The sequence below is a fragment of the Gabonia massiliensis genome (assembly GCF_001403595.1).
Taxonomy (GTDB): Bacteria; Bacteroidota; Bacteroidia; order Bacteroidales; family Coprobacteraceae; genus Coprobacter; species Coprobacter secundus.
Genome location: NZ_LN877940.1, coordinates 546,375 through 560,534 on the forward strand (window position 1 = coordinate 546,375; position 14,160 = coordinate 560,534).

14 protein-coding genes are annotated in these 14,160 nt (G+C 42.5%); 6 read left to right on the forward strand and 8 right to left on the reverse strand.

The annotated features are described in order from the left end of the window. Window positions 1–6: 6 nt before the first annotated feature. Window positions 7–1,275 (forward strand): DUF4861 domain-containing protein, encoded by a 1,269-nt coding sequence (locus tag BN2628_RS12235; protein WP_055097491.1) that lies wholly within the window; start codon window positions 7–9, stop codon window positions 1,273–1,275. 19 nt (window positions 1,276–1,294) lie between these two features. Continuing rightward, window positions 1,295–2,605, forward strand: coding sequence for an NCS2 family permease (locus tag BN2628_RS12240; protein WP_055097494.1), 1,311 nt, complete (start codon window positions 1,295–1,297; stop codon window positions 2,603–2,605). 1 nt (window position 2,606) lies between these two features. Here BN2628_RS12240 and BN2628_RS12245 read toward each other — a convergent pair whose 3' ends face one another. Continuing rightward, window positions 2,607–3,617 carry an AI-2E family transporter gene (locus tag BN2628_RS12245; protein WP_055100353.1) on the reverse strand — a complete coding sequence of 337 codons (1,011 nt, stop codon included), beginning with the start codon at window positions 3,615–3,617 and terminating at the stop codon, window positions 2,607–2,609. Between the two features lie 169 nt (window positions 3,618–3,786). Here BN2628_RS12245 and BN2628_RS12250 point away from each other — a divergent pair, with 169 nt between their 5' ends. Together BN2628_RS12250 and BN2628_RS12255 are read left to right on the forward strand one after the other, a co-directional pair. Then, complete coding sequence (locus tag BN2628_RS12250; protein WP_055097499.1) at window positions 3,787–4,386, forward strand: TetR/AcrR family transcriptional regulator; 600 nt, start codon at window positions 3,787–3,789, stop codon at window positions 4,384–4,386. 83 nt (window positions 4,387–4,469) lie between these two features. Beyond that, window positions 4,470–5,447: an Acg family FMN-binding oxidoreductase gene (locus BN2628_RS12255; RefSeq protein ID WP_074024251.1), complete on the forward strand. Its 978-nt coding sequence runs from the start codon at window positions 4,470–4,472 to the stop codon at window positions 5,445–5,447. 64 nt (window positions 5,448–5,511) lie between these two features. Here the strand turns inward: BN2628_RS12255 and BN2628_RS12260 are convergent, their stop codons facing one another. Further along, a complete protein-coding gene (locus BN2628_RS12260) occupies window positions 5,512–7,365 on the reverse strand; it encodes a YfbK domain-containing protein (RefSeq protein ID WP_055097505.1) in 1,854 nt (617 codons plus the stop codon). Between the two features lie 148 nt (window positions 7,366–7,513). Here BN2628_RS12260 and BN2628_RS12265 point away from each other — a divergent pair, with 148 nt between their 5' ends. Together BN2628_RS12265 and BN2628_RS12270 are read left to right on the forward strand one after the other, a co-directional pair. Further along, window positions 7,514–8,104 carry an RNA polymerase sigma factor gene (locus BN2628_RS12265; protein WP_055097508.1) on the forward strand — a complete coding sequence of 197 codons (591 nt, stop codon included), beginning with the start codon at window positions 7,514–7,516 and terminating at the stop codon, window positions 8,102–8,104. Further along, window positions 8,083–8,982 (forward strand): energy transducer TonB, encoded by a 900-nt coding sequence (locus BN2628_RS12270; protein ID WP_055097513.1) that lies wholly within the window; start codon window positions 8,083–8,085, stop codon window positions 8,980–8,982. The genes BN2628_RS12265 and BN2628_RS12270 overlap by 22 nt, the downstream gene beginning before the upstream one ends. Here BN2628_RS12270 and trpA read toward each other — a convergent pair. From trpA to BN2628_RS12300, 6 genes are read right to left on the reverse strand one after another with little or no spacing between them, the layout of a single operon-like run. Next, on the reverse strand, window positions 8,979–9,755 hold the full coding sequence (gene trpA, locus BN2628_RS12275) for a tryptophan synthase subunit alpha (RefSeq protein WP_055097515.1): 777 nt from the start codon (window positions 9,753–9,755) through the stop codon (window positions 8,979–8,981). The two genes, BN2628_RS12270 and trpA, sit on opposite strands and share 4 nt — an antisense overlap. Beyond that, on the reverse strand, window positions 9,742–10,374 hold the full coding sequence (locus BN2628_RS12280; protein ID WP_055097516.1) for a phosphoribosylanthranilate isomerase: 633 nt from the start codon (window positions 10,372–10,374) through the stop codon (window positions 9,742–9,744). The genes trpA and BN2628_RS12280 overlap by 14 nt, the downstream gene beginning before the upstream one ends. Next, window positions 10,371–11,156, reverse strand: coding sequence for an indole-3-glycerol phosphate synthase TrpC (gene trpC, locus BN2628_RS12285; RefSeq protein ID WP_021930292.1), 786 nt, complete (start codon window positions 11,154–11,156; stop codon window positions 10,371–10,373). Before trpC ends, BN2628_RS12280 begins: the two co-directional genes overlap by 4 nt. 3 nt (window positions 11,157–11,159) lie before the next feature. Then, window positions 11,160–12,155, reverse strand: coding sequence for an anthranilate phosphoribosyltransferase (gene trpD / locus BN2628_RS12290; protein ID WP_055097519.1), 996 nt, complete (start codon window positions 12,153–12,155; stop codon window positions 11,160–11,162). Between the two features lie 10 nt (window positions 12,156–12,165). Beyond that, a complete protein-coding gene (locus tag BN2628_RS12295; protein ID WP_055097521.1) occupies window positions 12,166–12,735 on the reverse strand; it encodes an anthranilate synthase component II in 570 nt (189 codons plus the stop codon). A 14-nt stretch (window positions 12,736–12,749) separates the two neighbouring features. Further along, the gene (locus tag BN2628_RS12300; protein ID WP_044224838.1) at window positions 12,750–14,156 is read right to left on the reverse strand and encodes an anthranilate synthase component I family protein; all 1,407 of its coding nucleotides are present in this window, start codon (window positions 14,154–14,156) and stop codon (window positions 12,750–12,752) included. Window positions 14,157–14,160: the final 4 nt, after the last annotated feature.

Here is a 14,160-nt window from a genome sequence, read left to right on the forward strand (position 1 = left end):
GGAGGTATGAAAAAAGAGCTATGGTGCATTCCGTTTCTTTTTGTATTATCGGCATGCGGAAGTTCGGAAGTTAAACAGATTGTTTTAGAGAATACAGATGGCAGAGCGCATGTCGATGAGGCATTGTCGTTTACACGCGAACAGCTACAAGCCGGAAAGATGTTGTTGTCTCCCGTAATTCGGGATGAAAAAGGAGAGTTGGTCCCTTGCCAGGCCGATGATATGGACGGTGATGGAAAATGGGATGAATTTGCATTTGTATACTCTCTTGAGCCTGACCAGAAGGCGGTTTTGTCTCTCGAATGGGTAGAGCCGGAGGATTATCCTCAATTTGCTCCCCGTACGAATGTACGGTATGGCAAGATGTATGCACCCGGAGATATCCGGGAATTGAAAACCGATGTGCATGGTAAATACAATCTGGCGAGGGGTGAGGGGTATCCTTACCAGATGGATGGTATTGCTTGGGAAAATGACAAAATGGGGTTCCGGCATTATTTTGATGGGCGGAATTGTCGGGATGTTTTCGGCAAGAGAGTTTCGGATATGGTTTTAGATACTGTTGGTATTCGGCCCGAAGGTATACCGGGAGATACATATCATGTATTGGCCGAATGGGGCCGGGATATTATGAGCGCTGCCAATTCGTTCGGTTTGGGAGGACTTGCGTTGCAGACTCAAGATAGTCTTGTACGTTTAGGTGTGACTATAGATAAGACGGTCGATAATGTCGATTCTACTCGATATACTCTGATTGCGGAGGGACCGGTGAGATCGGTATTTGACCTTGATTTTTATGGATGGGAAGTGCCGGGAGGTAAAATCGATGTGAAGGAAACGGTTACTATCTGGGCAGGAAAATTCGGTTATGAGAATAAGGTAAGAACATCAGCTTTACCTGATAATACATATTTGGTTACGGGTATTGTTTCGAACTTTAATGATATGCCTTATGAGAAAGAGCAATTTGGAGATTATACAGCAATGATGACTCATGACAAGCAGACCTATAATAAGGAATGGTATATGGGGATGGCATTGATTATACCCAACGATAATTTAGCAGAAACCTTTGATGCGCCTAAAGATAGTGCGGATATCATAAGGACATGGTGTGCCCGTTTGAAGCCCGATATGGGAGGTTTATACCATTTTAATGCATATGCGGCATGGGAACTGACCGATTCTAAGTTTAGTGACAGAGAATATTTCTTTTCTTTGATAGGGGATTATGCTGATAAGATGAACCGACCCTATAAAGTGATATTGAAATAGCTATTAAGTTCTTAAGAAGATGTGGTTATTTAAAGATAAAGCCTTTTGCCTGCAGAAACTATTCGGTTTCGATGTGGAAAGCATGAATGTCCGAACCGAGATTTTAGCAGGTATTACTACTTTCTTAACGATGTCTTATATTCTTGCCGTAAATCCTGAAATTCTGGGACAAGCAGGGATGGACAAAGGGGCTGTATTTACAGCGACGGCTCTGTCTTCTGTTGTTGCGACGTTGGTAATGGCTTTGTGGGCGAAGTTGCCGTTTGCTTTGGCTCCGGGAATGGGGTTGAATGCTTTTTTCGCCTTTACGGTGTGTCTGGCAATGGGGAATAGTTGGCAATTTGCTTTGACAGCGGTTTTGATAGAAGGTATATTGTTTATCGTATTGACATTGACAAATTTGCGGGAAGCTATTGTAAATGCCATACCGATGTCATTGAAGAATGCTATTGGTGCCGGTATCGGTTTGTTCATAGCGTTTATCGGATTGCAGAATGCCGGTATTGTAACCCATAATGATGCCACATTGGTTTCTTTAGGGAACATCACTTCCCGTTCTCCTTTATTGGCACTTGCCGGATTGGCCATAACATCGGTATTATTGGTTAAGAATGTAAAGGGGGCCATGTTGATAGGAATTGTATTGACGACCATTATAGGTATTCCGATGGGGATAACACAATATAAAGGAATCATGAGCCTTCCTCCGTCTTTGTCTCCCGTCTTTTGTCAGTTTGATTTTGAGAATGTGTTTACGGGCAAGATGGCGATTACAGTATTTACATTGCTCTTTATCGATATGTTCGATACTATCGGTACATTGGTCGGAGTATCGGCAAAAGCCGGGATGTTGCAGAACGGAAAGATACCTCGGGTGAAGGAGGCTTTCATGGCCGATGCTATCGGTACGACGTTCGGAGCCCTTGTGGGGACAAGTACGGTCTCGACATATGTAGAAAGTGCGTCGGGGGTAGCACAAGGCGGCCGGTCGGGACTGACCTCTTTTGTCGTAGCTTTATGTTTCATGGCGGCTATACTTTTTTCTCCGCTGTTCCTTTCTATTCCGGGAGTAGCTACGTCTCCGGTATTGGTGTTGGTAGGTCTGTTTATGCTTGCGCCTATAAAGGAAATCGATTTGGATGATTTTTCCGAATCAATACCTGCATTTATATGTATTATAACCATACCCATGGCTTATAGCATATCTGATGGCATAGTGTTGGGGCTGATAAGCTATGTGCTTGTCAATCTGTTTTGTGGAAAGCGCAGAAAGTTGTCGGTAGCTATGTATTTATTGGCCCTGTTTTTTACGTTGAAATATCTTATCTGAACTATTTATTGTTTTCGAGATATTCTTTTTTGAAGATATTGACACATAAAATGAATATAGATAGCAAGAGCGGGCCGAAAATGACTCCCATGAACCCGAACAAGGACAATCCTATGACGACACCGAATATAGTGATTAGAGGGTGTGTATCGGCCAGTTTCTTTTGCAGGACAAACCGTATCAAGTTGTCTACATTTGTTATTATGGCGAGAGAGTAAGCTGCCAGACATATGGCAAAAATCCAGTTTCCGGTCAGTGCCAGATATACGACCAGGGGTGCCCAGACGATAGATGTCCCTACGATAGGGATAATGGTCGCAAAGCAAGTAAGAAAACCAAAAAGTAGAGCATTCGGGACACCGAAAATCACGTAGCCGATGAGAGCTACCAGCCCTTGTATAATAGCGAGCAAAGGTATCCCGATAGCATTCGATTTTACGATGAGTTCGATTTCTTTCACTACGTTTTTTTTGTTTTCTTGACTGAAAGGTAGTATTTCGTATATGTATTTTTCCATTTTTTTCCCGCCTATAATCATAAAGTAAAGTACAAACAGCAGTACGAAGATATTTACCACGAAACCGGTGATTCCGCTCATCAGTGTTTGCCCTATCTGAGGTAGCGTGGAGACAATAGATGATATGTTATCTCGGTCGAAAATATTGTATCCGGTTTTGTTTTCTATCAGGTTGACAATATGTTCTACTTCCCGTACAAAAGCATTCGGGTCGAGATTGATGTTTTGCAGTTTGCTTATAAATAGCCATACAGTGAGGGTAAGCGGTATCAAAAATATCAATATCGATTCTATCAGTAACAGAATGGCGGTCATGCTGGGCCTGATTTTCTTCTTCTCGGTCAAGTAAAGCATCTGGTTTCGTACCAGAATATAGATGGTCGAGGCTCCCAATATGCCTCCTAAAAAGGGAATGAATTCTATGAATAGAATGATTCCCAGTACCAGGATGATAGTTATTAATGAATATCTCCAATATTGTTCTTTGGCACTCATATCTGAAATTTTAATATACAAGTATAGAACAAGATTTGAAGGCTCAATGTTTGCCTGACTGGTATTTAAGCGAAAATTTGAACAGGCTTAAAAAATATTTCAGAATATTTTTATGTTACCGATAGGTAACTTATTTTTGTAACCGAATGGTAACATATAAAATAACAGTATGGAATTTGTACGAAATAAAGAGCAGACCAAACAATGTCTGTTGGATGCTGTAGATTCTTTGGTTGAAGAGTCGGGATATGAAGCGTTGGGAATCAATGCTGTTGCAGCGAAAGCCGGTGTGTCGAAAATGTTGATATACCGTTATTTCGGTTCTTTGGAAGGATTGATAGCCGCTTATATACAACAATATGATTATTGGATAAATTTTAATGGAACATTGCCGTCGGGCAGGGAAGGTCTGGGGCCTTTTATAAAGGAGATGTTTCATCGTCAGATAACATTTTTGAGAGAGAATTATACGCTTCGGCGGTTGTACCGGTGGGAATTGTCGCATGAAAATTCTTTAGTGGAAAAGTTGAGGCAGCGTCGGGAAGAGAAAGGGGTATGGTTGGTTGAGGCAGTGAGTCGCTTGTCCGGGCATCCGAGAAAAGAAGTGGCGGCTATTGCTTCGGTAATGACAGCTGCTATAAGTTATCTGGTGCTACTTGAAGAAAATTGTCTGGTATATAATGGAATCAGTATACAGGAAGAGGCCGGATGGAAACAGATAGAGGAGGGAATAGATTTGATGGTAGACCTTTGGATAAATAAGAAATGAGGATAAGTCGGATAATAGCGGTATTTTTTTGGACTATATTTGGAGTATGTGACGCAAGTAATTTTATGGAAAAGGGGAAAAATATGATGAAGAGTATGGAAGACGATTATATGTTTATGATAGAGCAGGCAGTAAAGGCTCCTTCGGGACATAATACCCAACCGTGGATATTTGAAGTGGGAGAGGACGGTATAACTTTGAAACCGGATATGTCAAAATCGTTACCAGTTGTCGATGCGGACAATCGGGAGATGTTTGTCTCTTTGGGTTGTGCTCTGGAAAACCTGGTTATTGCTGCGTCGGTAAGAGGGTATGGCTTTGATATAAAGGTTACGGATGACAAATGTGTACGGGTTTCCTTTTCTCTTCAAGAGAAAAAATATAGGTATGCTTCGTTATTTCCTCAAATAATACTGCGGAGTACGAACCGGAGTGTGTATTCGGGAAAAAGTGTCGAAGATTCTCTGATGGTTAGGCTTATAAATTCGTCTCAAGAAGGGAATGTCGAGTTATTTTCTTATGCAAGGGGAAGTAAGGAGTATGAGGATATTGGGAATTTGATTTTTCAAGGAAATGAGAAACAAATGGGAAATGATGCGTTTAAGAAAGAACTGAAAGAATGGATGCGTTATAACAAGCGGCATACAGAACGGGAACGGGACGGGCTTAGTTATGCCGTTTTTGGAGCTCCGGATTTGCCGATGTTCATATCCAAAACGATAATGAATGGCTTACTTCGTCCGAAAGCTCAGAATAAAAGTGATTTGAAAAAGATGAAATCGTCTTCCCATGCCGTGTTGTTTACTGTAAATCATAATGTCCCGGAGGAGTGGATAAATCTGGGTCGGTGTCTGCAACGTTTGTTGTTACAATTGACTGAGCATGGAATTTCGTATGCATTTATGAACCAACCTTGTGAAATAGAGGATATTTCCGGGAATCTGTGCCGGAATCTGGGGCTTGGGACTCGCTTCCCCGTGGTTCTTTTACGAGTGGGATATGCAGCTCCGATGCCGTTTTCTTTGAGAAAAGAAGTCGGCGGATTTATCCGGTATAAGTAATTTTAAAGGAAAAAGAGAGCCCGAATGATTTTTAATTTTTCGGGCTCTTATCGGAAATCAGAGGTTATTTGCTAAGATTTCCGGCTGTTTCGGCCAGCCGGATAAATTCGTGCCGGTATCCTTCACGGTCATCACCGAGCCCTTTGCGTGCAGTCTCTATGACTTTTTCGAACGAGGCATTTCCTTTGAAATCGGAATCGCGAAGAAGCTGCCCGAACATGGCTACCGCCGAAGCAAATCTGAAATCGTCCGAAACGTTGTCTCCACCCTTGTCGATAAGGCTTTTTTCTATTCGTCGACTTTGTTTTTCTTCGGGCATTTTATAACGTAACTTTACGGTCAACATTTCTTTCGATGACAGAAGTTGAGGCGTATTTAACGATGTGCTGCTCTGATATTTCAAGGCATCGATAGTACCCGGTATATTCCCTTTGACTCCGACCGGTATGAATTCGTAGAAGGCTGTAACGGTATGTCCGGCTCCTATTTCACCGGCATCTTTGGTGTCGTCATTGAAGTCTTCGTCGTTTAGTATACGACTTTCATATCCAATGAGACGGTACGATTGCACCTGTGCCGGATTAAATTCTATTTGTAATTTTACATCGTTGGCTACGGTGTAGAGCGAGCTGCCGAATTCATTGACCAGAACTTTATTGGCTTCCTGAAGGTTGTCGATATAAGCATGGTTTCCATTCCCTTTTTCGGCGAGTACCTGCATTTTTTTATCCTTATAGTTTCCCATACCGTATCCGAGTATTGTAAGATAGATGCCGCTTTTCCTTTTGGAAGAAATAAGAGTTTCGAGCGCTTGGTCGTCAGATATGCCGACATTGAAATCTCCATCGGTACAGAGTATAATGCGATTGTTGCCGCCTTTTATGAAATTTTGGGAAGCGATTTTGTACGCTAAGTTGATACCCTCGCCCCCTGCGGTCGAGCCTCCTGCAGTGAGTTTTTCGATGGCGTCTTTGATTTTTTGTTTCTCGCTTCCTAAGGTAGAGGGAAGCACCTCTCCTGCAGAGCCGGAATAGACGACGATGGCTACCCGGTCTTTTTCCCTGAGATTATTGACCAGAAGTTTCAGAGATGATTTTACCAGTTCGAGACGGGTAGGTCCATACATCGAACCCGATACGTCTATAAGAAAAACAAAATTGGCTTCCGGTAGATTCTCCGAAGGTATTTCTTTGGCTTTTAGCCCTATTTTGACCAAACGATGCTCCTTGTTCCATGGGCAGATTCCTACTTCCGTATCGATATTTACCGGATGATTGCCCGATGGCAGGGAGTAGTTGTATGAGAAATAATTGACAAGCTCTTCGACGCGAACAGCATCTTTAGGAGGAAGTTGGCCTTGATTGATGAATCTTCTCATATTTGCATAAGAAGCAGCATCTACATCGATAGAAAAAGTCGATAACGGATTTTTGTCGGGAGATAAGAAACGGTTTTCTGAAAATGAAGAATATTCTTCTTTGTGGGCCGGCCTGTATGATGTTTGGTACGGTGCCGGTAATGCTGCCCGGCATACCATTTTAGCCATGGGTCTTGCTACTTCGTCGCAGCTTACATATTCTGTAACGGCTTCTTCTTTCAGAACGATATTGTCCGGTGTGAGCCGTATATTCAATACCGTTTTTTTTACCCGGACTTTCTGTGTTTTGAAGCCGGTTGCGGAGAAGCGTAAGTAAGTATTTACTTTTGTTGTTATGGAGTATTTTCCTTCCTGAGAAGAGACTGTAGCTTTATGAGTACCGTCGATTGTAATGGATACTCCTGCGAGGGGGTGTCCTGTGGAGGCGTCGGTCACAACACCTGATACGGTTATATCGGGAACTGCTGCCATAAGGATGTTCGAAACCAATGAACATACGATGCTCAACCAGAGAGCTTTGAAATAATTTTTTGTTTTCATATTTTTATTTTTTTATGATGAATGATTCGATTTGTTTCTTTATAGATGCAGGACTTTTGTAAATTCCATAAATTGGTTGAAAATTTTTTTTGTCTCTGTTTTTTATGGAATTTTGCCAAAACATGTATCTTTATAAGAAAATAGGAATATGTTCTTATTCAAGCGTAAAGGAGAAGCAGAGAGTGATGAAGACTTGTTGCGGCAATATCTTCGTTCGGGCGATGCAGAATATTTCGGTATTCTGTATAACCGCTATATCCCGTTGGTGTACGGTTTGTGTCTGAAATATCTTCATGCTCCGGAAGATGCCGAGGATGCTGTGATGCAATTGTTTGAGGAGTTGTCCGATAAGATAAAACATTATGAGATTTCCAATTTTAAGACATGGCTTTACAGTGTGGCAAAGAATCATTGCTTGCAATTGCTGCGTCGAGATGCCAGAGAATTTCCGGCAGACTGGAATACGTTGGTAGCCGAGTCGGGCGAATTCTTGGACTTGTTGGAAGAAGAGGGCGATGAGGAGCAATTAAAAGCTTTGCATCATTGTTTGGACCGTTTGCCGGAGGAGCAGAGAGTCAGTGTGTGTGAATTTTTTCTCTCGGAGAAATCTTATGCTGAGATTGCCGAACAGACAGGCTATTTGTTGAAGAGTGTGAAAAGCTATATACAGAATGGAAAACGAAATCTGAAATTGTGTATCGAAAAAACGACAAAGGAATGGGGTTATTGTCCTATATAAGAGGTGACAGGAAAGGAAAGGCTGCTCATGAGCTGGAACGTAAAGCAATGCAGGATCCTTTTTTATCGGAAGCACTTGATGGTTACGATGATGCCGATGTGCAAGATACGGATAAGCGGTTGCTTCGGTTGCAGGAAAGAGTGTCCCGGCGTACTCGTAAAAGGCGGGTTCCTATATATGGTGCAGTAGCGGCAGTTTTGCTTTTGAGCCTGTCGGTCTCAATCTATTTGTTTACAAGGTATGAACTTCCAGATGAGGAGCTCGCTGTTTTGGCAGAGAGCCGTACTGTGGATACATTGAGTATTATGATGCCTGCTGGGAATATGGAGCAAATAGGCAAACAGGAGTCTCCGGTCGTTGCCGATGCAGAGCCGGTACGGTCGAAAAAATCTCAAAAAAAAGAGATGGTTGCGGCTGAAAGGAAGTTGCAAACCGTTTCTGATATGGCAGACGGACTGGAAGAAAGTATAGTTACGGTAGACGAAAAAAGAGATAATTATTCTTCACGACGTAAAATTGCCTCCTTGTCTTCTACCCGAAAAGATACAGCTTTGGTCCAAGCTTCGGCTACAGCCCGTAACCAAAGTATGGCATTGGCAGCTGCACCGAAATTGCCTGAACCGGTTCCGGTAATAGGCTATGAAAAGTATTATGATTATCTGTATAAAAGTGTTGTTGTTCCGGTAGATTCGGTAGGAGTACCAGAAAAGGGCACTGTAATTTTGAAATTTAAGATTGATGAGAAAGGACGCCCGGGAGATTTTGTCGTTGTCGAAAGCCTTTCTCCCGGACTTGCCCAAGAGGTGATGCGAGTACTTAAGGCCGGTCCTGACTGGAATCCTGCCGGTGAGGTATCATCGTTTGTCGTGAAGTTTTAAGTTCGTCCGATACGGTACAATAGCTCTTTTACAGCATCTTGTGTACAGTTTTTTTCTTCGAGGAGTTCTATAAACTTACTCCCGATGATTCCGCCCGATGCATTTTGGCAGGCAGTATCGAATGTCTCTTTGTTGGAGATTCCGAATCCGATAAGGCGAGGATTGCGAAGGTGCATATTTTCTATACGTTTGAAATAGAGTTCTTTATCACCTGCAAAAGATTTTTGAGCACCGGTTGTAGATGCTGATGAAACCATATAGATGAAACCGTCGGTATGTTCGTCGATAAACCGGATTCTCTCTTCAGACGTTTCGGGAGTGATAAGCATGATGATTCTCAGTCCGTAGCGGTCAGCTACCGGTTTATAATCTTGAAGGTAATCTTGGAATGGCAAGTCGGGGATTATCATTCCGTCTATACCTCGTCCGGAGCAGTCTCGACAAAAATTTTCAAATCCGTATTGCATGATAGGATTTAAGTATCCCATCAATATGATAGGTATATGTATTCCGGTACGTATGTCACTTAATTGCCGGAATAGCAGTTTTAATGACATGCCGTTTTTTAAAGCTCGGGTAGATGCTGCTTGTATGACCGGGCCATCGGCCATAGGGTCGGAAAAGGGAATACCTATTTCTACCATATCGACTCCTTGATTTTGTAACTCGTATACTATTTTGCGGGTATCGTCTGTATGAGGATATCCGGCGGTGAAATAGACGGAGAGAATGTTCCGTTTTTTCTGTTCGAAAAGAATATTAATCCTGTTCATTTCTATCTGTAAATTTTATGTGGTCGATAAATCTTTTGAGTTTTTCCGCATCTTTCAATCCCGGTTCGATTTCGAAGCGGCTGTTCAAATCTATTCCTGCAAATTTAGGATGGAAAAACCGTTTTATTTTAATGAAATCTTCCGGTGCAATGCCTCCGCTCAGGAGAAAAGGGACGGGACCATGATAGCTATCCAATATTTCCCATGAAAACGTTTTTCCGGAACCTCCCCGTCCTGTTGAAGTGCGCGTGTCGAATAGCAGAAAGTCACAACATGTATAATAAGAGATACAAGGCTTCAGGTCGTCAGTGTCCCCAATAGGAAAAGCCTTTATTATTTTTACTCCGCTCTTTTGCAATGTTTGGCATAGTTCGGGAGGTTCTTCACCATGCAACTGTACATAGTCAAGGTGGAATAATTTTATTTTTTCCTGTATCGAATGAAGATTCTCGTTGACAAACACTCCGGCTTTTCGGATGTTTTCCGGTAGATATGCAGGCCTCTCGGAGATATAGCGGGGCGATTTGGAATAGAATATAAATCCTATAATGTCTATTCCGAGTTTTTCTATCTGGCGTATATTATCGCCGTCCCGCATGCCACAAACCTTTATAATCATATTTTCAACTGTTTTATAAAAGCTGATAATGCACAACCGGGCAATTCGTGTTTCATAAAATTTTCTCCCATTAAGAATCCCCGGAAACCTGCAGCTCTTAGTTCTTTCACTGTTTTGGGGTCGGAGATGCCGCTTTCGGAGATACACAATTTTTGGGGAGGTAGTTTTTTTATCATTTCAAAAGAGCGGTTTATGTCTGTTTCGAAAGATGTCAGGTCGCGATTATTGATACCTACCATATCTGTGTCGGAATTTTCGATATAACACAGCTCTGCCTCGTCGTGCAATTCTAACAATACTTCCAATCCCAGTTGATGTGCCAGCTGGACAAACCGGTTGCATTCTTGCGTGGAGATGGCTGCCGCAATAAGTAAGATAGCATCGGCTCCCATTGCTTTGGCTTGGTATATCTGATATTCGTCGATGATGAATTCTTTTCTCAGAAGGGGCATATTTACCATTTTTCTGGCTTGGCAAAGGTCTCCCGGAGTACCTCCGAAAAATATTTCGTCAGTGAGTATCGACGAGGCAGATGCACCGGCTTTTTCATAAGCAGGAATTGTGTCTTTGATTTGAGCATTTGGGTGTATCCAGCCTTTGGAAGGAGATTTCCTTTTAAACTCTGCAATAATGCCGGTTTCCGATTTTTGCAAGGACTTGCTCATAGATATCGTATGGCGGTTTATTTGTTCCGTTTCGAGAAGACGTTCGATACTGAATGCTTCTTGATGCCGTTCGATTTCTTTCTTTTTATTTGCAATGATATGTTCTAAGATGTTCATAGGTCAACTGTTGATTTGCAGGAATTTTTTGAATGTGTTATAAGCTTTTCCGCTATCGAGGGATTCCCGGGCGATGTTTATACACTCGTCGATACTTTTATCTTTTTCAATGATTTGTATGGCAAAGGCTGCGTTTACAATGACACAACTTTTTTGTGCCGGAGTAGCTGTCCCTTGTAATACGTTGTCGAATATGCGTGCTGCATCTGCCGGAGTGTTACCTCCGTCCAAGTCGGCTTCGTTGCAACGGGTGAAGCCCAAGTCTTCCGGCAAATATATTTTCTCATTTGCCGAAGATGCTACTTTGAACTTATCGGTTAGAGATATTTCATCGTATCCGTCAAGGCTGTGGACTATGGCAAATCGGGTATGACTGTGTTGGAAAGTATAGGTGTATAATCTGAGCAGTGGCAGATTATATACTCCCAGTAGTTGGTATGCCGGTATGACAGGATTTACCAAAGGTCCCAGCATATTGAAAAAAGTACGTACCCCCAAGGCTTTACGTACAGGTGCTACGACTTTCAACGCAGGATTGAAGAAGGGTGCGTGCAGATAGGCGATATTGCTTTCTTCTATACTTTTCTTTAAGATTGCGGTGTCTGATGTGAATTTTACTCCGTGTTGCTCCATAACGTTACTGGCTCCGCTTACCGATGTAGCTCCGTAATTGCCGTGTTTTACGACCGGGTAACCGGCTCCGGCTACTACGAAACATGAAGTAGTCGATATGTTGAATGTGTTTTTGCCATCTCCACCTGTACCGACAATGTCGACAGGTGCAAATTCCGATAGGTCTACCGGAACCCTCATTTCCAAAAGGGCATCGCGGAATCCGGCCAGTTCTTCTACCGATATGTTCCGCATTAGGAATACGGTAATGAGAGAGGCTATCTGGGCGTCGTTGTATTCCCCTTTTGCAATGTTTTGCAGCACTTTTTGGGCTTCATCCCTGTCAAGATAATGATGCTCGAAGAGCTTATATAAAATATCTTTCATGAGTCTTGTTTTAGTCAGTTAAGAAATTGCGTATAATGGTGTGTCCGTCGGGAGTCAATATCGATTCCGGATGGAATTGTATCCCGTGTATGTCATACTGCTTATGCCGTAGGGCCATAATTTGGCCGTCTTCGTCTATCGCCGTGATTTCGAGCACATCCGGCAGACCTGTTTTGTTGACAATCCAGGAATGATATCTTCCCACTTGAATTTCTTTTTCTAAACCCTTGAATAATATGTCATCCCCAATAATCTTTACAGGTGTTTGCACTCCGTGAAAAACTTCGGTAAGGTTGGTAAGCGTGGCTCCGAATGCCTCGGCTATGGCTTGATGCCCTAAACAAACACCCAGTATCTTTTTGATCGGGGCATATTCCCGGATGAGAGGGAGCAGCAATCCGGCTTCTTCCGGGATTCCCGGTCCCGGAGAAAGGATGATTTTGTCGAATTGTCCGACTTCTTCTAAAGAAATACAGTCGTTTCGGTGTACTTCTATATGTGCGTTGCATAGTTCTTTTACCAAATGTACGAGATTATAGGTAAATGAGTCGTAATTATCGAATATCAGTATTTTTTCCATAATGAATTGCAGATTTAGTTTTTTAAAGTAACGGCGATGTCTATGGCTTTTTTCAAAGCACCTAACTTGTTATTGACTTCCTGAAGTTCGTTTTCTTCATTGCTGTGAGCTACGATTCCTCCTCCGGCCTGGTACCAAAGCTCGTTATTCCGGCTTACAAAAGTCCGGATGGTGATGGCTTGGTTGAGTTCTCCGTTGAGGCCGATGAATCCGATACAACCTCCATATGCCCCCCGGTTATGGGGCTCTATCTCGGAAATGAGCTGCATGGCGCGGACTTTCGGTGCTCCGGAAAGTGTCCCGGCAGGGAATGTATCTATAAAGGTCTTTATGGAATTGCTTTCCTTATTTATCTTTCCGCATACTCTCGATACCAGATGTATGACGTGGCTGTAATATTGCGGTTCTTTATAGAATAGAATTTCCACATGACGGCAATTCCTGCTCAAATCATTCCGTGCCAAGTCTACCAGCATAACATGCTCGGCATTTTCTTTGGGGTCTTTGAGTAGGGTTTCGGTCAATTCTTTATCTTTACATACATCACCGGTACGACGTGTGGTCCCGGCGATAGGGTCGATGTAGGCGACTCCGTTTTCTATTTTGCAATGGGTTTCGGGAGAAGAACCGAATATCCGGTATCCACCAAAATCAAAGTAAAAAAGATAGGGCGACGGATTGACAGAGCGCAAAGCCCGGTATACTTTGAAATCATCTCCGGCAAAAGGCTGTATGAAACGCCGTGACAAAACAATCTGGAATACATCACCCCGCATACAATGCGAGATGCCTTTTCTTATATTGGCTTTATGCTCTTCGTCGGTTATGGTGCTATATTCGGGAGCTGTCAATGAAAAGTTGTATGAGGAAAAATTACGGTTTTCGATGGCAGCTTCAAGTTCATTGAGGGTACTGTTTTCATTTTCAGTCAACATTTCCACCAATGTCAGTTCGTTTTTGAAATGGTTGAAGACGATGATGTATTTAAATAGTACATATAACAGGTCGGGAGCGTCGTTTTGTTCGTCGTGGCTTTCCTTAATCCGGATAGATTCGAAATATTTTACGGCATTGAAAGTCGTATAACCATATAATCCGCATACCTGTTTGTCATCACCGGTTACTTTGAATTTTTCCATAAAGTGCCTGATGGCTTTTTCCACAGAAAATTCGTTGTTGATGGCTTGTTCCTCTTTATGCCCGTCAGGGTAAGTTGTCGTGCAGATATTCCTGTTTACTCCTATACTGGCCAGCGGACAGAGAGCGATGAATGACAAGCTGTTTTCATCGGCATGGTAATCGGAGCTTTCCATAAGAGCCGATTGGGCATACATATCCCTAACCTTCAAATATATGCTTACCGGAGTATGCAAGTCTCCCAGAACTTTTTTACTGATTGTCTTATAAGAATATTGTTTCATAGTT